The sequence below is a fragment of the Shewanella sp. SW24 genome (assembly GCF_025653395.1).
GTDB lineage: Bacteria > Pseudomonadota > Gammaproteobacteria > Enterobacterales > Shewanellaceae > Shewanella > Shewanella oncorhynchi.
Genome location: NZ_JAKKSH010000022.1, coordinates 33874 through 54724, shown reverse-complemented (window position 1 = coordinate 54724; position 20851 = coordinate 33874). Strand labels below are relative to the sequence as shown.

Annotated in this window: 20 protein-coding genes; 9 read left to right on the top strand and 11 right to left on the bottom strand. The window is 44.0% G+C overall.

Translation table 11 applies throughout. From position 1 onward, the window contains the following. Nucleotides 1-526 precede the first annotated feature (526 nt). Nucleotides 527-1927, top strand: a complete 1401-nt coding sequence (locus L5M17_RS16750) for a DASS family sodium-coupled anion symporter (protein WP_263148592.1) — start codon at nt 527-529, stop codon at nt 1925-1927. A 173-nt stretch (nt 1928-2100) separates the two neighbouring features. Here L5M17_RS16750 and L5M17_RS16745 read toward each other — a convergent pair whose 3' ends face one another. Together L5M17_RS16745 and trxC are read right to left on the bottom strand one after the other, a co-directional pair. Next, on the bottom strand, nt 2101-2535 hold the full coding sequence (locus L5M17_RS16745) for a hypothetical protein (protein WP_147250499.1): 435 nt from the start codon (nt 2533-2535) through the stop codon (nt 2101-2103). Nucleotides 2536-2592: 57 nt separating this feature from the next. Continuing rightward, nucleotides 2593-3015, bottom strand: a complete 423-nt coding sequence (gene trxC, locus L5M17_RS16740) for a thioredoxin TrxC (RefSeq protein WP_263148591.1) — start codon at nt 3013-3015, stop codon at nt 2593-2595. Nucleotides 3016-3249: 234 nt separating this feature from the next. On the opposite strand from trxC, the gene L5M17_RS16735 reads away from it, so the two are divergent. After that, on the top strand, nt 3250-3585 hold the full coding sequence (locus tag L5M17_RS16735; RefSeq protein ID WP_263143341.1) for an FKBP-type peptidyl-prolyl cis-trans isomerase: 336 nt from the start codon (nt 3250-3252) through the stop codon (nt 3583-3585). A gap of 142 nt (nt 3586-3727) precedes the next feature. Continuing rightward, nucleotides 3728-4705, top strand: a complete 978-nt coding sequence (locus L5M17_RS16730; RefSeq protein ID WP_263148590.1) for a diguanylate cyclase domain-containing protein — start codon at nt 3728-3730, stop codon at nt 4703-4705. Nucleotides 4706-4829: 124 nt separating this feature from the next. Here L5M17_RS16730 and L5M17_RS16725 read toward each other — a convergent pair whose 3' ends face one another. From L5M17_RS16725 to L5M17_RS16715, 3 genes are all read right to left on the bottom strand, one after another. Beyond that, entirely contained in the window at nt 4830-5174 is a 345-nt protein-coding gene (locus L5M17_RS16725; RefSeq protein WP_263148589.1) for a cytochrome c3 family protein, read from the bottom strand. Nucleotides 5175-5243: 69 nt separating this feature from the next. Then, nucleotides 5244-6923, bottom strand: a complete 1680-nt coding sequence (locus L5M17_RS16720) for an FAD-binding protein (protein ID WP_263148588.1) — start codon at nt 6921-6923, stop codon at nt 5244-5246. A 650-nt stretch (nt 6924-7573) separates the two neighbouring features. Beyond that, on the bottom strand, nt 7574-8812 hold the full coding sequence (locus tag L5M17_RS16715; RefSeq protein ID WP_263148586.1) for an OprD family porin: 1239 nt from the start codon (nt 8810-8812) through the stop codon (nt 7574-7576). Between the two features lie 279 nt (nt 8813-9091). Here L5M17_RS16715 and L5M17_RS16710 point away from each other — a divergent pair, with 279 nt between their 5' ends. After that, nucleotides 9092-9811, top strand: coding sequence for a FadR/GntR family transcriptional regulator (locus tag L5M17_RS16710; RefSeq protein WP_131524214.1), 720 nt, complete (start codon nt 9092-9094; stop codon nt 9809-9811). Here the strand turns inward: L5M17_RS16710 and L5M17_RS16705 are convergent. The 5 genes from L5M17_RS16705 to L5M17_RS16685 form a co-directional block, all read right to left on the bottom strand. Beyond that, nucleotides 9808-10212 (bottom strand): DUF1850 domain-containing protein, encoded by a 405-nt coding sequence (locus L5M17_RS16705; protein ID WP_263148584.1) that lies wholly within the window; start codon nt 10210-10212, stop codon nt 9808-9810. The two genes, L5M17_RS16710 and L5M17_RS16705, sit on opposite strands and share 4 nt — an antisense overlap. Nucleotides 10213-10257: 45 nt before the next feature. Beyond that, a complete protein-coding gene (locus tag L5M17_RS16700; protein ID WP_263148582.1) occupies nt 10258-12291 on the bottom strand; it encodes a TRAP transporter permease in 2034 nt (677 codons plus the stop codon). 108 nt (nt 12292-12399) lie between these two features. Beyond that, nucleotides 12400-13356, bottom strand: coding sequence for a TAXI family TRAP transporter solute-binding subunit (locus L5M17_RS16695; RefSeq protein ID WP_105250372.1), 957 nt, complete (start codon nt 13354-13356; stop codon nt 12400-12402). Between the two features lie 279 nt (nt 13357-13635). Continuing rightward, nucleotides 13636-13758, bottom strand: coding sequence for a hypothetical protein (locus tag L5M17_RS16690; RefSeq protein WP_105250371.1), 123 nt, complete (start codon nt 13756-13758; stop codon nt 13636-13638). Nucleotides 13759-14123: 365 nt separating this feature from the next. Next, the gene (locus tag L5M17_RS16685) at nt 14124-15620 is read right to left on the bottom strand and encodes a DUF853 domain-containing protein (RefSeq protein ID WP_263148581.1); all 1497 of its coding nucleotides are present in this window, start codon (nt 15618-15620) and stop codon (nt 14124-14126) included. A gap of 367 nt (nt 15621-15987) precedes the next feature. Between L5M17_RS16685 and L5M17_RS16680 the strand changes: the two genes are divergently transcribed. The 4 genes from L5M17_RS16680 to L5M17_RS16665 all read left to right on the top strand — a co-directional run bounded on the left by L5M17_RS16680 (nt 15988) and on the right by L5M17_RS16665 (nt 18078). Next, nucleotides 15988-16119, top strand: coding sequence for a hypothetical protein (locus tag L5M17_RS16680; protein WP_263148580.1), 132 nt, complete (start codon nt 15988-15990; stop codon nt 16117-16119). A gap of 11 nt (nt 16120-16130) precedes the next feature. Then, on the top strand, nt 16131-16556 hold the full coding sequence (locus L5M17_RS16675; protein WP_107949438.1) for a hypothetical protein: 426 nt from the start codon (nt 16131-16133) through the stop codon (nt 16554-16556). 145 nt (nt 16557-16701) lie between these two features. Continuing rightward, on the top strand, nt 16702-17580 hold the full coding sequence (locus L5M17_RS16670) for a neutral zinc metallopeptidase (protein WP_131524218.1): 879 nt from the start codon (nt 16702-16704) through the stop codon (nt 17578-17580). Nucleotides 17581-17631: 51 nt separating this feature from the next. Beyond that, on the top strand, nt 17632-18078 hold the full coding sequence (locus L5M17_RS16665; RefSeq protein WP_263148579.1) for an NUDIX hydrolase: 447 nt from the start codon (nt 17632-17634) through the stop codon (nt 18076-18078). A 25-nt stretch (nt 18079-18103) separates the two neighbouring features. Here L5M17_RS16665 and L5M17_RS16660 read toward each other — a convergent pair whose 3' ends face one another. After that, nucleotides 18104-19303 carry a class I SAM-dependent methyltransferase gene (locus tag L5M17_RS16660; RefSeq protein ID WP_263148578.1) on the bottom strand — a complete coding sequence of 400 codons (1200 nt, stop codon included), beginning with the start codon at nt 19301-19303 and terminating at the stop codon, nt 18104-18106. A gap of 688 nt (nt 19304-19991) precedes the next feature. Here L5M17_RS16660 and L5M17_RS16655 point away from each other — a divergent pair. Further along, entirely contained in the window at nt 19992-20621 is a 630-nt protein-coding gene (locus tag L5M17_RS16655) for a hypothetical protein (protein WP_263148576.1), read from the top strand. The last annotated feature ends 230 nt before the right edge of the window (nt 20622-20851 follow it).

Here is a 20851-nt window from a genome sequence, read left to right as displayed (position 1 = left end):
AGTTAGATTGACTGTGGTGGTGAATAATATTTGTGTTTACGATTCATGTAGATATTGGGTTTTCTATGTTGCCTTGTTGCAATACGTTTGTGTTGGTCGCTTGCTGTTCACTGCGTCGCAGTTTTAGTGCACATTCAACGATACCTAGATTCGATTTAGCGCTACACACATTCAATTTTGTGCCAAATTTGGGGAATAATACCTAATCCTACTAATGATCAGAAGGTATGATTAATTAGTTGATTATCACCTTGGTAGAAAGTGTGGCGTGATCTATATCTCAGTTTTAAACATTAATAAAATTACAACGTGGGCAAGGTTTTGTTCGATCTTTGTCCGTTTGAAATTTTAAAACAAAGGTGTCGATCAGAATTTGGTGATTATTGTCGCTAATCGGCCGTTTGTGCGTGCTAGCTCAGCAATAAATGTTGTTGCCAAGTGATAAAATTACAAAATAAACCGCTTTGCCAAGTGTGATCTATGCCCTAAATTTGCGTCAAAATAAAATGGTATTAAGGTTGTAACCATGTCTTTAACAGATTCAAGTACTGCTCCACCCAATAAAGCTCCCGTCAGCGAGGGGCTCGATAAGAAAAAAATGCTGATCCTAGTGGCTGATATTGTGCTGTTATTTGCACTTTATTACGGTTTACCCTTCGAACAAGGGGTGAATACTGGGCTGGCCATTTTGTTCTTTGCCGCGATTCTTTGGCTGACCGAAGCGATTCATATCAGTATCACTGCGATTCTTGTTCCTATACTCGCCGTATTCTTTGGGGTGTTTGAAACCAAGGAGGCGATGAGTAACTTTGCCAATCCCATCATTTACTTATTCTTTGGGGGTTTCGTATTGGCTGCGGCCTTGCACCATCAAAAGATTGATACCCTCATAGCGCAAAAGCTGCTGCTAGCCTCTAAGGGCAAACTCAGTATTGCCTGTTTGATGCTGTTTGGAGTAACTGCGCTGCTCTCAATGTGGATCAGCAATACCGCGACCACGGCGATGATGTTGCCATTGGCACTCGGGATTTTGCAGCAACTCGACCGCGAAAAATACCACAGTACTTATGTGTTTTTACTGCTTGGGATTGCCTATTCGGCCAACATCGGCGGTATCGGTACTTTAGTGGGTAGCCCACCGAATGCGATTGCTGCGGCCCAAGTGGGCTTGAGTTTTAGTGATTGGCTGAAGTTTGGTATTCCAACTGTTATCCTCATGCTACCTATGATGTTGATTGCCTTGTATTGGTATTTTAAGCCTGATCTTTCTGCCAAATTCGATGTGAATGTTGAAGCTCAGAAGCTGACATTTCAGGGGAAATTTACTCTGCTTATCTTCCTGACTACCGTATGTTGCTGGATTTTCAGTGTGCCGTTAGCCAAGGCATTAGGTGGCATCACTCAGTTTGATACCATAGTCGCCTTAGGTTCCGTCGTTTTACTCTCGGGTTTAGGCTTGGTCGGCTGGAAGAAAATTGAATCGACCACAGATTGGGGTGTACTCATATTGTTTGGTGGTGGTTTAACACTGAGCGCAGTACTAAAAACGACTGGCACCAGCGTATTTTTAGCTCACTGGATGACAGATATTTTCGGTAGCACTCACATGTCGTTGTTCGTCTTTGCTGTGATTGCTTTTGTGGTGATGTTGACTGAATTTGCCAGTAACACCGCCAGCGCTGCACTGTTAGTGCCTGTATTTGCTGCGATTGCTGAGGCATTAGGCATATCGCCTGTAATGTTATCTGTACTGATTGGTATTGCAGCTTCTTGCGCTTTTATGCTGCCGGTGGCGACACCGCCCAATGCTATCGTTTATGGGTCTGGCCATATCAAGCAATCGGAAATGGTGCGAGTCGGTATGATCATCAACTTTATCAGTATGATTGTCTTGGGTATTATCGCTCATACCTTCTGGGATATTTAACACTGATATAGTTCATGGCAACTTTGTGTTTCAACGTTGCCACTAGAATAGTATTCGCCTTATGAAGAGCATATGGCGGATACTGATTTTGTTTTTAGCTGAGTCGTTCCGAGTTTTTGGGCTTAGTGTCAGGCTTAGTGTTTCGAAGTTTACTCTATGCTTATGTTTTGCACTTAATTTGAGGTTAAGTTGCGACTAAAAGTATTTGCGCTATAAATTGCTTGATGTTGATAACGTAGATAAAAGATTTCTTTTACGTTGATGATATCAATCTGTTCAATGTCATTTTTATATAATACGGGAGCGGTATCGCCTTTAGTGACAGTAACGGCTTGTAAAATAATAGGCTTATCTGTCATGGCAAAAAACACTTCTGCTTGCTGTAAATTCTCGGAAAGATAAACATAAGCTGTCTGCGGCTCGGCAGAATTATGATCACTGCGAGTAAAGGCTATCCCTTGCTCGAATGGGCGAATGCATTGCTGAGTTTCATCGTTCCAAGTCCCTCCCTTGTCGAGACAAGTATCAATTGTGAGATGTTGTTGTAAACCCCATCCTGTCACCACTAGCAAGAGTACTGCGCCCAGTAAGAACATTGCTTTTTTCAATTTTCGTTACCTTTACAAATTAGCTCGGCTGAGCGGTTGTATCTTAGCTCAATCCTCTTATTTATAGGCATTTAACCATTGGTTAAACGCTGAGGAGGGTAAAGCTCCGGCTTGCTGTGCGAGTATGTGGCCTTGTTTAAAAATCATTAAGGTTGGAATAGATCGAATATTAAATTGAGCCGCGAGGGCTTGCTGTTCTTCAGTATTGATTTTACCGAAGCGAAATTGAGGCTCCCAAGTTTTAGCTGCTGCAGAAAATATGGGCGCAAAACTTTTACAGGGCCCACACCAGCTGGCCCAAAAGTCAACGACTAGGGGAAGCTCAGATTTATTGGCATGGTTGGCAAAGTTTGCGCTAGTGAGTTCAATCGGCGCAGCCGTAAAGACACTGAGCTTACATTTACCGCAAGTGGGTTGTTGGTTTAAACGCTCATTGGGAACGCGGTTTAACGTATCGCAATGGGGGCAGGCAATAATCATGGCAAAGCTCCAAAATAAAACGTTTATACGACTTATATATTGGGCTAACCGACAGTAATTTAAAGGGCGAGTGATGATGTTATCGCCCGTGATAACCTTATTATTAAGGATTAAGCAGTGAACCGAGCTGCAGAAATGTTTAGATTGCGCCGACAAGCCCGCTCGTCGGTGATAAAATCCTGCGCAAAGTTGAATATCACGCCCTAAGTGCGAACAAGAAAAGAGAATGAAGATATGACTGAATTAGAAGTAATCGAGCTGCAAGTGGGCGAAGGAAAAGAAGCGGTAAAAGGCGCACTGATCACCACCCAATATCGTGGATTTTTGCAGGATGGTACCCAATTCGATTCATCCTATGATCGTGGTCAGGCGTTTCAATGTGTAATTGGTACTGGCCGTGTGATTAAAGGCTGGGATCAAGGTATTATGGGGATGAAAGTCGGTGGCAAACGTAAGTTGTTAGTCCCAGCTCACTTAGCCTATGGCGAGCGCCAAGTGGGTGCTCATATCAAACCAAATTCTGATCTCACCTTTGAGATCGAATTGCTCGAAGTGCTGACTCGCGACTAAGCGTGACAGGACTGCGAGAGTCTGTGTAAGCTCGATTGAGCCAATATGATTCTGGCTCATCTTGCACTCCTCGCTATGTTGCTTCGGCATAGGGTGATTTACACTAGACTCAATTTTCCCACTTAAAGGAAAGATATTTGTCGTGGCTTCGGATACTGCAGCAGAGTTAATTGCGCAACTTCAGGCTGAGATCGCTCAGCTAAAAAGTGAAAACGCTCATTTAGCAGCGTTGAATTATCGTGCCGAAGAAAAACTCTTTGCGGCCCTCGATGGTAATGGCTTATGTCTATGGGAACAGCATATTCCAAGCGGAAATTTAACCATATTTAACATGCGCTGGGGCGAAATGCTCGGGTTTAGTCCTGAAGAGTTTGCTGCCCATGTTGATATCTGGAAAAGTAAATTACATCCAGAAGATAAAGAGTGGGTGATAAAAGCCTTTGAAGATCATGTGAATGGTCAAGCCGATTACTATCAAGCAGTTCACAGAATGCTACACAAAGATGGCAGCATAACCTGGGTGTCCGATCGCGGGCGTATTGTCGAGCGCTTAGCTGATGGAACACCACTGCGAATGATGGGCAGCCATATCGATATTACTCAAGAAAAGCGCTACGAAATAGATTTAGCCCGCTTAGCCCACAGTGATCCACTCACCAACTTAATGAATCGCCAAGCTATTGCCAAAGTATTCGATGAATCCTCGCTACCAGGTATTCGCGGAGCGTTATTTTTTATCGACCTTGATGGTTTTAAAGCGTTAAATGACCGTCACGGACACAAGTTTGGTGACAGCCTGTTGATGCACGTTGCGCATACTTTGGTATATCACGCCGGTGAATTCGCGCAGATCGCACGGTTAGGTGGCGACGAGTTTGTGATATTACTGCCGTCATTTGATCGTGAATCTTTAGGGGCGCTCGCACAATCATTGCTCGATGTTTATCGAGATAAATTCCTGCTAGAAGGTTGTGAAGTAGAGGTAGGCCTGAGTATCGGTATTGATATATTTGGCTATGGTGATAGTTTTGCCGAGAGTTGTGATCGCGCGGATGCCGCCATGTATCGCGTGAAACACCAAGGAAAGCATGGATATTGTTTTTATCAGTCGTCGGAATAATGATCCAAGCCTGCAGATCTTAGTAATACTTAATTTATATTTGATTACAGTGCCTTATTCGAACAAAAAACCACCTTTAATGGTGGTTTTTTGTTTTTAGCTTTTTAAGCTTAGTGTCATCAGCTTATGGAGTTACAAAATTAAATGGTTGATGGCAACTGACACAATAGTTTTCAGATTTTTTGTGTACATGGTGGCACTTACTGCAATTAGTTTCTGTGTCGAAGTGGCGATTTTTATGAGGATTGGTTGGTTTTACATCCGCCGTTTTTTCCGCTAATTTCTTAGTGTTGTGGCATTGTACACACTTGAGCATAGGGACGGCTTGTCGTTCTTCTGCACCATGGCAGCTTGCACATTTAAGCCCTTTCGCCATATGAGTTTGATCGAGTAAAGTACTCTCTTTAGCGAACGCGCTGCCAGCGAAAATACCCAAAATAATAGCCAATATAATTGTTAAGTTTTTCATTGTTTGATCCCATTATTCATTTCACAGGATGCCAAAATGTGAGGCATCCATTATTGATGACTATGTGTTCTATAGTTTTGCTACATATTTGCCCGCTAAATAGCCGAAGGTGTAGCAGCGACCTAAAGACAAGCCAAATACCGTTAATGGGTAGTCAACGCCACCATAGAAACCTGCTCCTAGGTTACCAACAATGAATAAACCTGGAATTTCCTTACCATCGGCATCAAGTACTTGGTGGTTGTCGTTAACGAGAATTCCTGAACATAAAGTAGAAATACGCATACGACGGTGAATACCGTAAAACGGTGGTTTGAGCACTGGTACCATTTTGCTTCTAGGTTTACCGAAGTCCTCATCTTTACCTTTTTTGCACAGCTCGTTATAACGGTTAACGCTGGCAACAAAGGTTTTTGGATCGCACTCTAACTTCACAGCCAATTCTTCTAATGTGTTAGCTGAATGGGTGTTGATCAAAGAGGGAAATACTCCTGTTTTCTCACCAGGAACTTCAGGCATATAAACTTTAAGCTCTTCAGGAGAATAGAGGTGGCCAGGCCAATCCTTCGCTTGCGTCATATAGTCAGAATCAAATACTTGTGAGTAATGCCCCGCATTCTGCTCATCTTTCAAGTAGTTATTCATTAGAGACATCTCAACCTTCTCATTCACAAAGCGCTCACCTTTACGGTTTACCGCTAAGAATGGCATGTCACACATGGAAGCCGGGCCGGCATCGAAGTCGTGCAACATTTTGGTATGTCCAACAGGTTCGATAACGCCGCCAGCCCAATAGGCCATAGCAAAACCGTCACCGGTACGATCCATTTGTTTACGTTCAAAGTTTTTCAGTTCGGGGATGAAGAAGTCACACATAGCTTTGTTATTTTGATAGTCGCCAGAGGACAGAATGACACCTTTCTTCGCCATGTATTTGTGGTACTTACCATCACGAGTTTGAGCAATGACGCCGATGACTTTTCCTGACTCATCCTGGATTAATTGTTGTGCAGGAGTATTAAAGAAAAACTTAACGCCTGCTTTTTCTGCTGTTTTAGATAATGCGCGCATAGCATCACCCGTGGTGTAGGGTTTAGGGCCGCAGAAAGAAGTGATAAAATTTAAACGGTCATCAGTATCAGCAATTCCGCGAATACCGTGCTGCACTTTGGTACCTTGGTCAACAATCTGGCCGCCACCTTGTTTCACTCTATCGATAACCCAAGTGACAGCTTCACCTGAATTGTAAGCCCATTGCTTAAGAAGACCGGGATGTGAACGGTGCGCGTTATCCGCCATTAAACGGCTAACTAAAGCTTCAATTGCTGATTTATCACTGTTTTTCAGGTCAATTCCTGAACCAGTGTTTCCTTGAGAGACAGGGATGGCTTGCTTTTGTAAACACGCAACGGTTGCACCACTTTCTCTGGCTGATAGAGCCGCAGGCACACCAGAAGCTCCAGCACCGACGACGACAACATCAAAGGTTTGGGTTGTTGCAATATCTTTATCAGCAATAGGTTTTGGCTTAGGTAGAAAATTGAGCGTTGCGCCGCCAATTTCGCCATATTCAGTGCCAACTTGAAGGGGTGCAGCACTCGCTGAAGCAATACCAAGACTTGCAAAGGCTAAGCCACCACTTCCCACTGCAGCTCGAGTTAGGAAACTTCTTCGAGATATACCATTTTGCAGGACGCTAGCAGTGTATTGATCGATTTCTTTCGGTTTCTGTGAATGCTCTTTACTCATTTTGATACTCCTTGGGTCCTCATTGCTAAGGTCGATATGACATCGTTAGCAATGACAATGGATCTGGCCATAACCGCATGTGATTTGTTTGCTTTAAAAACTAGAAGTGCAGTTGTGTGAAAGTGATTAAATTCTCATTCATTAACAACATACGTTTAAATGTATGACATATGACAATAAACCAAAAGAGGTATTAATTACATCTTTGCAGTGCTTCACAAAATGCTGGAGTTTTGAGCTGTTAATATGATTATTCTTTTTGAAACAAGCTAATGTAGGACTTTCTTTATTAAATAATGCAGTGAATTTTTTGAGGAAGATGTATTTCTTAAATACAGTGATCAAAATAAAATATGTGTTGTTAAGCTATTTCACTACATATATTTAGTGTTCTAGGTTTACGGGAGTTAATTGTGGTAATGAGGCGTTAGAGTCATCGTTATTTCCGCATCCGATAAATAAGACACATGAAATAGCCATGGCTGGAATAATTAAGAAATTATTTTTCCATTTTTGATCTCAATAATTAAGTCAACGCATTCACCGCAACATTTAAATGGATTGAGCATTTTGCAGTGTAAAAACCGGGTGTATCCAACAAGGCGTGATACACCCGCATTAAGTTTGGTGCAGGGGAGTTGTATTTGTGACTATTTACCTAAAACAAATTTATATGTGACATATAAACGCAGATCGTCAAGATCTTCAGCTTGATCAAAATCGACCATGGCATAACGCGCCTTAAGGCCTAGGCCCGATAACATGCCTGAAAATTTATAGGCGATTGAAAAGTTTGTTTCATTAAAATCTGACGCAGTCCCCTCTGGCACATCGTACTGCCCATAAAAGGCATACGCTTCTAATCCACTCGCCCCTAATTTTTCAAAGTCATAGGCCAGCTTTAACGCGTTGACCTCTTCATTCGCCCGTGCAGATTGATATACCTGTTGAATGACCACTTTTTCATCGCCCCATGGGGTCAGCACTGTGTCATCCCCGGTTTTGGCGTACATATAAGTGAGATCTGCCCCCGCCAATTTGGCGCCTAGATGAAAGCCATATTGATAGGTATCGAGTGGGCCGCCGGTTTCTTCACCAGTGGCTTGTTGTGTTAAATAAGAGGGGGTTAAGTACAGATTAGTCGCACCTAACTGAGTGGATAATTTCACTTTGGCATAGGTTTGATTGAAAACATCTTCCATGCTGTAGTGCCAAAGATGGGCTTCAGTTTGGACTGTTTTAAAGGGCAATTGATATTTAGCACCTAGGGCATAAACTGGGTTATCGGCAACATCTGCCACAATACCCGCTCTTGCTAATTCGCTTTGTACCGCCTCTTTTACGGATACGAAGTTATTATCAGACCACCCCATGGAATCTGTAATATAGAGTGCTGATAACGTTAGATTGTCAACACTCTTATTTTCTGCTGAAAAGCCGCGAAAAGTTCGTGGGATCGCACGAATGTCATGGGGATTCATCATTGGTGTGCGCAGTTCTTGTGCACCTAATTTGAATTGAGTATCCCACCAATTACCTTGGACAAAATACTCCTGTAAACGGTTGACGTTGTCATGGTCGCCAGCGGCATCGCGAGCAACTAGGCCGTAGACATCATCTGAATCATTGGTCCAAATGGGATTTGCAGATGCGAAGCTGGTCCCAAAACTGAGGCCATTCACTTTTGCGGTATTGTAATAAAACAGTCCGCCAAATGACGTATCGTGTTTAGTGTTCGTCGTATTATCAAAGTCACGGGTAAAATCGAATAAGCGTAATTCCCCTTTTAACGTACCTTGACTAAACATTTGATCAATGCTGGTATCTGCTGTAGCTGGAATCGCTAGCGTAGATAGCACAAGCAAAGATAAATAAGATTTTTTCATCATCATCTTCCCTATTATTAGTAAGCCCTGATCAGAATTGTCTGAGCTAGTTAAAGAAATTATGTTTAACATTCTTAGGTTAAATGTATGACGTATGACTAATGTCGACAACGAAGTTAGGATGAATATGAGAAACTAGTTACGAAATTCGTACAGATGTTACTTGGATCAACAAAGATGAATGTTTTTTAATCACTAATGTAGGAAAGATGAGAGTACTTTTTCTGCGTTAATGCGGTTTTATGCTAGTATGGCGACACTAAGCATATTTGGGATAATCAAGTGCATATCTTCAAGCCAATTAAGCAGATAAGAGCATCGAGTGAAGTCGGGCAGCAACTGAAAAATGCTATTTTAGACGGCGAATATAAGGCTGGCGATAAATTACCCTCTGAGCGCGAATTAATAGAATTATTTCAAGTTAGTCGCACTGTGGTGAGAGAGGCGATCAAAAGCCTCGAAGCGGGTGGATTAGTGGAGATTCGCCAAGGTGCAACAGGTGGCGCATTTGTTAAGCACTTAACCTTTGAACGTTTAAGTGATGCTTGCCAAGATTTATTTCTCATGGGGAAACTTTCCCTTCCTGAACTGTGTCAAGCACGCATGCTGATTGAGCCGCAAGTGGCTAGAATGGCTGCTAAAAATTGCACTCCAGAGCAAGCTAAAGCTTTGCAAGAGGCGAATAGTCATGAAAGTGACTCATTGGCTTATCCCGAAACTGTCATATTGCGATCTCAAGTACATTATTTGCTCGCTGAAATGTCTGGAAATCGCTTTTTAGAAGCGATCGTAAAATCCTTGTTGGTTTTATTAAGTAATCAAACGACTAAGTTTCAGCCACCGACTGATGAAATTCATCCTTTAGGTTTGCATGATGTCATTGTCGAAGCGGTTATCGCAAAAGATGGGGCGAAAGCTGAGGCCGAAATGTTTGCACACCTTGAGGATTTTAATCAGCGCCTAATAGAAATTGAGCGTAAATATATGGATAAACGCGCTTAAGGCAAAGAGTTGCAACCCCAAAGTTCAACCGTGGCTGTTTGTTTGTTGGGTACGCCAATCCAATGACTCATGGCTTGGCATTGCACTTTTCCTGAGATTTGAGTGAAGCAAAGTTCAAAATCCCCTGCTTCGGGCGTGCGACCTAAGCGCAACACAGGCAAAATGGGCAGCTTGGGCTGATAATGCCAGCTGCCATTTTTAAGATAGGCATCATCTGGGATTTCCATTCCTGCACCCGTACCTTTCACTCTTGCTTCGACCAACACTAATCCTTGTGGCGTGACGTTATAGTCTTCCTCCCAGCGAATTTTTTCTATGCTGTGGTTCCATGCCAAGGTGAAGTTGTCTGTGGGCACTTGGGCCCACAGCGTGCCCGCTAGGCCTAAGCACAGGCCTAGCATCTGTTTACCTTCAATGGCTGATTAATAACCAATAATATCAAGAGCTTATCCTTGCTCTGCAAGACGTTTGAGTTTGCGTGCTCGCCAGCTGTGTTGCACGATAAATAGCAGCGCGAGCCCAAAGCCAATTTCATCACTTAACGGCGTAGCAAGAATTAAGCTCGCACCCGCAAGGAAGCCGATAACGCGTTCCCACCAGTAGAGTTTTTGTAATAGATATCCGGTAAAGATGACGCCCCAAATACCAATACCCACAGTCGCTTTTAGCAAGACAAACCCAGTGGCTAACCAGCTATCACCTTGAAGCATCAAAGCGGGATCGTAAACCGCCATAAAGGGGATCACAAAACCTGCAATGGCGATACGGATTGCCCAAAGGCTGATCTTAAGGCCTGATTCCTTAGCGATTGGCGCCGCGGCAAAACAGGCTAAGGCAACGGGAGGCGTGAGATCGGCCATGATGCCGAAATAAAATACAAACATATGCGACACAATCAGTGGCACACCGAGGTCGAGTAATGCGGGAGCGGCAATCGAGCTAGTAATAATGTAGTTAGGGATTGTGGGGATCCCCATGCCGAGCACTAGGCAAGTGACCATAGTTAACACGAGTGATAAGAACAAGTTATCTTGGCCAACGGCAAGAATATAGCTCGCGAAGGTCGAGGCAATTCCTGTCAGTGACACTATGCCGATAATCACACCGACTAAAGCACAGGCGATACCCACAGGCACGGCATGACGGGCGCCTTCTACCAGTGCATGCAAGCAGATGGTGAGAGTATCTCTGCCACCTTTAATAAACCAACAAATGGCGACTAATAAGGCGATAACCCCAAATACGACCCCGATCCCGAGTTGGAAGAAGCCAGCGCATAGGATGCCAAGGGCAATCCAAAAGGCAATCCGCATCGCCATTGAGGAAAGTCGCAGTACTATGGCTGAGCCTAAAATCACTATCGATGTGAGGGCGAGTCCTACCATGCCTGAGAACAGCGGCGTTCTACCTGAAAACAGCAAGTAGACTAAAATAAACAAGGGGATAAGGAGATACCAACGCTCTTTAATTGCCGCCCATGGATTAGGGCACTGATCTTTAGGCAGGCCACAGAGATTGGCGCGTTTGGCTTCTAAATGCACCATCCAAAATACGGAGCAGAAATAAAGTAGCGCAGGGATCAATGCCGCTTTGGCTATCTCTATAAAGGGGACGTTAATGGTTTCGGCCATAATAAAGGCCACTGCACCCATGATCGGCGGCATAATTTGGCTGCCCATACTCGATGTTGCCTCTACCCCGCCGGCGAAGGCTGGGCGATAACCGAATCGTTTCATGAGTGGAATGGTAAATTGGCCCGTTGTTACCACGTTGGCAACACCTGATCCTGTAATCGTCCCCATCAATGCCGATGACACTACTGCAACTTTTGCAGGACCGCCGAGCTTGTGGCCAAATAATCCCATGGCAAAGTCGGTAAATAAACGGATCATGCCGGCTTGTTCTAAAAAGGAGCCAAAGAGAATAAACAGGAATATATATGTCGCCGACACATAGGTTGGTGTGCCGTATAGCCCTTCGGTACCGAAGGCTAATTGATTGATGATCTGATCGAATCCATAGCCGCGGTGCATTAAGTCACCGGGTAAATATTGGCCAAATAAGCCATACATCAAAAAGATGCTACAGATGATAGGTAGCGCCCAGCCCATGACTCGGCGCGCTGCTTCAAACACTAATACGATCAAAGTGATACCTATCACTATATCCGCATCGGTCAGATCGCCTGAACGTTGAATTAAGTCGGCTTCGAAATACCACTGATAAGCCGCTGTGGCAATGCCAGCTAGACCGAGTAGCCAAGCGAGTGGCTGCCAAGGCTGAGATTTTCCTCTAGCGGGATAACTTAAAAAAACCACTAACAGTAAAAAGCCCACATGGGTGGCACGCAGTACTTGAGTCGAGACGGGATGAAAAGCGGCAGTGATGATTTGAAAAATAGAAAAAATTAAGGCTGTATAAAATAGAGCCTTGGGCCAATCGCCAGTATTGGCGCTGAGACCTTGTTGGGGATCACTCATATTATGCCTCACAGCATTAGACTACAGAGATGATATAAACGAGATGCCGTTATTCAACGGCATCTCAATTGCTTAGTTTGGAATAGGATGCACAGATATCAGTAAAACTTAGAGTGCACCAACTTCTTTGTAATAACGTTCTGCACCTGGATGCAGTGGTATTGGCAGATTTTTCGTCGCTTTATCTACGCTGATGGTCTTCGCGGCGGAGTGCGCGTTACCGAGTCGGTCTAAGTGCTCGAACATGAGTTTTGTCATCTGATAGGCTAAATCATCCGATACACCGCTTTGAGTCACCAGTAAATTTTGAATGGCGACGGTAGAAACGTCGGTGGTTTGGCCTTCATAGGTCGATGCTGGGATCACGCCATGTTGATAGGCGGGATTGTTAATCTTAGCGATCACATCTTCTGGAATTTCAACAAAGTTGATTGCCATAGTCGCAGCTAAGTCACGGATAGCTGCCATGCCGAGACCGGAAGATTGTAAAGTGGCGTCTAATTGACGATTTTTGATTAGCTCAACGGATTCGGCATAGGGTAAAAACTCGACTTTCCCCATGTCTTCATAACTTAATCCCGCAGCCTTGAAAATCGATCTGGCATTGAGTTCTGTCCCTGATTTAGGGGCACCCACTGAGATACGTTTTCCTTTTAAATCAGCCAAGGTTTTAATGCCAGACTCTTTATTGGCGACGATTTGAATGTAGTTAGGATAAGCCGAGGCAAGTACTCGGATTTTATCCAGCGGCGTTTTAAAGCCTGCATCAATATCACCTTGATATGCTGCTGCGACTGAATCACCTAAAGCGAATGCTAATTCACCACGACCCGCTTGCAATAAATTGAGGTTTTCTACCGAGGCTTTAGTTGCTTGAACTGAGGTTTTAGAACCTTCGATTCCTGTGCCGTAGAGTTGCGACAGCGCAACGCCAATAGGGTAATACACACCACTGGTGCCGCCTGTGAGAATGTTGATAAAGGCGGGGGCAGCAGCCATAGCGGCAGCACTGAGTGTGAGGGTCACTGCTGCGCCGACGGCGACAAAACGTTTTTTGATTTTCATTATGAAATATCCTTATTTTTTATAGTGTTATGTAGGGTCTTTCGAGCGGTAAATACCGTAATCAGCTCAATATAACTACATAAAACCTGGAAAAGGTCAATTAGGCTATAGTCGATAGCTGCTACTTTTGTATCACAAAACTGAGATCTGAGACTGTTTTGAGCAAGGTTGTATTGTGAGGTAAACCTTGGTTGGTTCAATGAAGCGGGCAATAAAAAGGGCTAACCTAAGTTAACCCTATTTGTGTTATTAGAGGACAAACCTCCTAATAACAAGACACTATTTAGTGTTATCTAAGAAACCTTTAGTTGCGTTTTTCGCATGTTTTGCTGCTCTTTTCTCTTTAGGAGACATCAGCGGTTGTTTCTTCGATTCTTTACGGTTTTTTTGCTCTTTACTCATATAAAACTCCATGTACTCTTTGGTTATTCATCAGGCTAATCATGTAAGCCGTACTTAATTGAACCTATTCCATGACGTCCTGATTGAAGCGAAATTTTTATCTCAAATTACAACATTTTAAATTACAAATATCTAAAATCATTGATAATTATCTGTGAATTTATTTGCCTCAATGAGCGATTACAGCAAAATAATCTTATCACCGAATTCCGTACCATGATCCATCTATCACTTAGAATAATTAATGCTAATGCTAGCGTTAACCTGTATAAGAAATATGCGAACAAGGACACAGTACCTCTATTTTCGTCATTGTTTGTGGTTTTAGTGGGCCCTAATTGGAGGCTTAACTAAGTACCATATGCCTAACGTCGGCTCGATTTACCTAACATGCCACCTAATATACCGCGCAAAATTTGTTTACCTAATTGGCTTCCAACTGTGCGTGCCGCTTGTTTTGACAAGGTTTCAGCTAACCCTTGGCGGCGCTTATTGCCAAAAATGAGTTCACTGAACCAACCTTGTTCTTCGGCTTTTTGGCCCGTTTGAGCATCACTTGCTGTGGATGTGGTGTCGCTGGTGGCGTTACCAACTCGTCTTTGGTTAAGGCGTTCGTAGGCCGATTCGCGGTTGATTAACTGATCGTATTTACCTCCAATCGGGCTTTGGACACGGACTTGTTGTAACTCCTCACTTGTGGCGGGTCCCATGCGGCAACGTGGCGGTGCGATGAGCGCGCGCTCGACCATAGTTGGCACGCCTTTGTCGGCTAACATAGACACTAAGGCTTCACCTACAGCGAGCTGGGATATGACGTCGCTAACAACCAGTTTGGGGTTAGGCACAAAGGTTTCGGCGGCGGTTTTGACCGCCTTTTGATCCCTTGGCGTGTAAGCTCGCAGGGCATGTTGAATACGATTGCCTAATTGTCCGAGAATTTCGTTTGGGACATCATCAGGAAATTGCGAGCAAAAATAAACGCCTACGCCTTTTGAGCGAATTAGGCGCATGATCTGTTCGACGCGTTTTAATAGACTCGGTGGGCAATCCTCAAAGAGTAAATGCGCCTCATCGATAAAAAACACTAGCTTAGGTTTTTCGGGATCGCCGACTTCGGGCAGATTCTCAAATAATTCTGAGAGTAGCCAGAGTAAAAAACTTGAATATAAACGGGGTGTTAAAATCAGTTTGTTCGCTGCTAATAAATTGATAATGCCGCGCCCTTGCAAATTAGTGCGCATTAAATCTTCAAGCTGTAACGCGGGTTCACCAAAAAAGTCTTTGCCACCATCGCGCTCTAATCCTAGTACCGAGCGTTGAATCGCTGCGAGGGATTGGGCGCTGATTAAACCATATTTGGCGGAGATTTCTTTGCGTTCCTCGGCAACTAAGGCCAGCATGGCCCGCAGATCATCTAAGTCGAGCAGTAATAATCCTTGGTCGTCCGCCAGTTGAAAGACTATGTCTAAAATACCGCTCTGGGTGTCATTCAATTCTAAAATTCGGCCGAGTAAGGTCGGGCCCATTTCGCTGATGGTGGTACGCAGCGGGTGGCCTTGAACGCCCGCTAAATCCCATAACACTACAGGGTTGGCTTCGTTGTGATAATCCTCAATGCCAATTTGAGTTGCCCTTTGTAATAGCTTTTCACTTGGAGTGCCGGCCATAGCTAGACCCGAGATATCGCCTTTAACGTCTGTGATAAAAACTGGCACGCCTTGGCGTGAAAAACCTTCGGCAATACTCATCAGCGACACGGTTTTGCCTGTCCCTGTGGCACCGGCAATTAACCCATGGCGATTGGCATACTTAAGATTTAAGTGAACCTGTTGTTCACCTTTTCCTATTAATAGCGTATTCAAAGGCATTCCTTATGTTAACGGTAGGGCTTATATTGGAATCGTTGCAGCATCCTTATTTTAGCCTCTGTGTATTTAATCCACTTTAGTGTCGTCGTTCATGCGTATAAAAATTCATCATTGAGTGTTGGCCTTCGCGTAATTTATGTCAACATGGGGCCTGAATAAGCTTGATATCACTTAGCAAAAATGTGTGATTAGCAATATGGGCGTTACCTATGAATAAGGTGTGTTATTTTTGTCATTCACTGAGGCGTGCTTGATGGTGAAATTCCCTTTGATTATGCTGCTCTTGTTCTTTACTGTGCTGACATCTGCCTGCACCGAATGAGTCTGTGGTGCAAGAACCTGTGTTGAATCTTATGAGCCTATGCGAGATAAACAGCGCTGTGTTGCTGAGGTGGATAAAAACCTTTATTTGTATGAAAAACTAAAAGCATTAGAAGAAAATCAACGGCTGAAAATGGCCATAGAACAAGCCACTCAAAAATCGTTAATGTAGAAAGGATATCTATGAAAGGTGCGGGCGGAACACAGGGCGGGACGGGACAATTTTTTATGGGTCTTGCCATGATGTGTGGCGGATTTTATTTATTGTTCAATGCAATACAGGTGAGCTCTAGTTTTGGACTGGGCTATGGCTTATATCGAGTGAATGCCTTTGGGCAAGGCATGTCGATTACCACAGGCATGGTGATGCTACCGTTTATTATCGGCATTGTGATGGTGTTTTTTGACGCTAAGAGTAAGTTAGCTTGGCTGTTGAGTCTAGGTTCGCTTACGGCCTTGGTTGTGGGCGTGATCAGCTCGATTCAATTCCACTTTAAATCCATGTCGGCCTTTGAACTTATCGTGATCCTCGTTTTGGCCTTTGGTGGTTTAGGGTTGTTTTTGCGTTCACTGAAAGACGCGCCCACAAGCGATACACAGGCGAAATAATCACTAGACACTTAATCACTAGGCTCTTAACCACTAGGCTCTTAACCACTAGGCGCTAGAGTGCAAATACGAAATCAGAGTTGTGCATCTAAGCGACTTTAATAGCGGTTTAATGAAAGTTTTAACTACAGAGTGAAGGAATGCGATGCGCTGGCGTGACACTGACAGAAGCTCCAATATCGAAGACAGACGCGGCCAGCAAATGGCATCTGCGGGTGTGCCGAGTGCCTTGTTACTCAGGTTCTTGCCCTTTTTGCTGAGAACTAAACTTGGTCGTGTGGTGTTGCTCATCGGCGGCATTTATATTGCTTTTCAGTATTTTACTGGTGGTCTGTCACTCGACCCAAATACTCAAGCTCATCTTAGCCAATCCCAATCTAGCTCAACAACAGCGGTACAGGATGAAAATGCCCAGTTTGTGGCGGCCATTTTAGGCACCACAGAAACCGTTTGGGGCCAGTTGCTCAAAGGGCAATATCGAGAGCCTAAGTTAGTGCTTTATCGCAATATGACCTCCACTGGCTGCGGTATGGGACAGGCGCAGTCTGGGCCTTTCTATTGCCCTGCCGATAGCAAAGTATATATCGATCTTAGCTTTCTTGATGAGCTTAAAACCTTAGGCGCGCCCGGTGATTTTGCCTTTGCCTATGTGATTGCCCACGAGGTGGGTCACCATGTGCAAAACCTGCTGGGCACGAGCACTAAGGTGCGCCAAGCCCAGCAATCTGGCAGTAAAGTGCAGGCGAATCAATTGAGTGTCGCACTTGAATTGCAGGCTGATTGCTACGCAGGGATTTGGGGGCATTATGTCAATCAACAACTTAACTTACTTGAAGCGGGCGATTTAGCGGAAGGCATTGCCGCCGCCAGTGCAGTGGGTGACGATCGTCTGCAAAAGATGGCGGGTCGCGCCGTACAGCCCGATGCTTTTACCCACGGCAGTTCGGCGCAGCGGGTGAAATGGTTTAAGACAGGGTTTGATTCGGGTAATCTCGCCAGTTGTAATACCTTTGCGGCTAAGTGATTTAGTCTGATATCTCAAATACGTACCGAACAGAAATGCAAGGATAACTGAGTGGCCTTTAACGATACCTTTAGATTGAGCAGCCACGCGGTTATCACTAATGCGCAGGGACAAGTACTGTTGCTTAAGGCCAATTATGGTAATTTTGCTTGGGGTTTGCCCGGTGGCGCACTCGAGCCCGGTGAAACGATTCACGAGGCCTTAGTGCGCGAATGCCAAGAGGAATTAGGCTTAAGTGTGCGGGTTAACTATTTGAGCGGCGTGTATTATCACAGCGCCTATCAATCCCAAGCCTTTATTTTTCGTTGTGAACTGTTGTTGCCTGATGGGCCTGAGGTGGCAAAAAATGTGGCAGAAGGTGAGCCATTGCCGATCCACTTAAGCCACGAACATTCAGAGTTTGCCTTCCACGATATCGACACCCTTAGCGCAGTTCAGCAGCAAAGAATTAAAGATTGCCTCAATTTCAACGGGGTTGTCATGAGCGCAAAGTTTTAATGCTTTGCCAGTAAACCGCCGGCCGTTAATCGGCTTGGGTTTGCGCGAGTAAGGTTTCTAAGCAGTGTTCCTTGATACCGTAATAGGCTTTAATGTCAGCTATTTGCGCGAGGATTGCGGCGCTGTCTTTCTGATTGTGTTGTGGCTTTTTAACGGCCAAAATCATCTTATTTTTATTGGTATGTTCTAGGCTGATAAATTCAAACACCTTAGTCGCATAACCATTGGCTTCCAAAAATAGCGCACGTAATGAATCCGTCACCATTTCAGCCTGTTGGCCCATGTGCACCCCATATTGCAGCATAGGTTTAAACAACTCTGGACTGTGCATCTGCGGGCGAATTTGTTTATGGCAGCAAGGCGAACACATGATGATGTCGGCATTGGCGCGAATACCATAATGAATCGCATAGTCAGTGGCTATATCGCAGGCGTGCAGCGCGATCATCACATCGGTTTGCTTAGGCGCGTGGGTTCTCACATCGCCGCAGACAAACGACAATCCTTGATGATCCAGCGTTGCCGCCGTTTCATTACATAAATCGGCCAAGGCTTGGCGTAATTCCACCCCAGTCACCTGCGCATCATTGTGAAGGCTGTGGCGCAGGTAGTCATGGATTGCAAAGGTGAGATAGCCTTTGCCAGAGCCAAAATCGACCACATTGATCTGTTGGTCATTCTTGTGGGGTGAGGCTTCGAGTGCTTGGCTGAAAACCTCAATAAATTTATTGATTTGCTTCCATTTACGCGACATCGCAGGGATAAGATTATGTTGGCTGTCCGTCACCCCTAGCTTGGTCAGGAAGGGACGTTCGATATCCACAAAACGCTTTTTCTCACGGTCATGTTCTAAGGGCGCCGCGACGGCTTGTTTAACGTTATGTGTGCTGATTTGGACTTTACCTTTTTTGCTGATCTCAAGCTGAACTTCTGCCTGCGCCGTGGCTAAGTGGGCACTCTTAAAATCGTTACCGAGTAACAGTTTTATGCTGGCTAAGCCTTCGTCATAACTCAGGTTTTTAGTGATGTGATTCGTCTGATGCTGATACACAAACGACAGCACAGGCTCATTTTGCAAACTAATCGGCCGAATCGTGATGCGCTGCAGGCTTTTATCTGCCCCTCGGTACTTACTCAACAATAGTTTGATCAGACTATTCTTCGCCAAGCTGTCAGCCAAAAGCTGGTAAAAATCATCAAAAGAATTAAGCGCTGAATGGGACATTATTGTTTCCGAAAAAGTAACCAAGAAAAACAGGGAGAGTATTCTAACCGCGATCCGCCGCTACCTAAAGTTATTCTCATCGAGAAGGAGGTTTGAGTTTTGATACATTACTATCTATTTCAGGTAGTCGTGTTAAGCACAGCTACTCCTGTTACAGTCCCAACTCTTGTTTGAATTATTTAATCAAAGTCAAAGTCGTGGGGCTTCACCCCCTGATGTTTTAATCAAAAGTCGACCAAGGAGGACTGCTCGTCCTATCCTCCTTCCTATTTATAAACAATCAGCCAAGACGCCCCTAACGGAGTTGAAAGCCCCTTGGGCAATTAGCGCACTTATGCTATCGCGTCAGACGCTCGTCCCTGATTAGACTGACGCTATCTCGGCATCTGATAGGCAGGATGACTGAATGTCGTGAAGTGCATGGATGCACGAGAACGACCATGCCTCGATCACGCAACGAGCGTTAATGCCCTGCGGCAACTCCGAGGGTATGGCGTATTCCTTTGATTGTTGAGTTGTCTGTTGGTCAGTTAAAGCATTAAAAAGTTGTGGATGTCCTGTTTCACCCTAAGCGTGAAAATCACCGCTTTTCATTCTCCCCTGTACCCGCAAAATTTAACAATCGGTGTCTTGATAAACTGATATCATTACCAGCGACCAGTGCTTTTATAGACACGAACGAGCAAGTATGAATAGTCTCAAAAATTTTATCAAAAAAACAATAACTTATATATTGGATGCTATTTTGGCCTTAATTAATTTTTTTATTGATTTGATAAAAGGTACTGAAAATCTTGCATTACATATAGGAATTTTTTTCAGTCCTATAAAGAGAATGAAAATGTCTGACTGTATTAAGAACTCCATGGTTCAAGTTGATTACCGTACTTTCATTCATTTTTATCGATTTGAAGATATCGTTGCAAAGCATACTTTGGATGAACTAAATGAAATATCTAACATTTGTCTTTCCATATTTAGGAATCATTACCAGGGCAGAAGCATCAACTACGAACTAGAAGTTAACTATTTCTGTAGCCTTGTCTATCACACTCCCAAGGTTTATTGCCTTCGTTTGGAAGATGATGAAGCTCTAAAAAGTAAGTTAAAAAATGAATTAGCACAGCTAAAAGCTAATTACAAAATTTCTGATGACACGATGAATGATTTTGTAAAAACACTTTATAACTGCTTTATAAATCATGCTGTTAATGGAAGCTTCTCTGAATATCTATGCAGCGACATTTATTTTAATGTTGCAAGTAAAATGTCATTTTCAAGAGAGTCTAATCCTGTTAGAAAACTAAACATTTGGTGAACACATCAATCCCATCTCAGCCTTAACAATTCCTTTATATGAATGAAAATTAAACGATCCATCCATTGTTAAATTTATAGAGTGCATGCTTGTAAGAAGGGGGTCAGATTACTGTCGGGGTTGGCAAGATTAAGCGCTGGCATGAAAGTGACTGTCCGTGGCATGGATGCCACGGTCGAGCACACATGGATGTGCTTGCTGCGTGTCACTGGAATGACAGTGCTTAATCG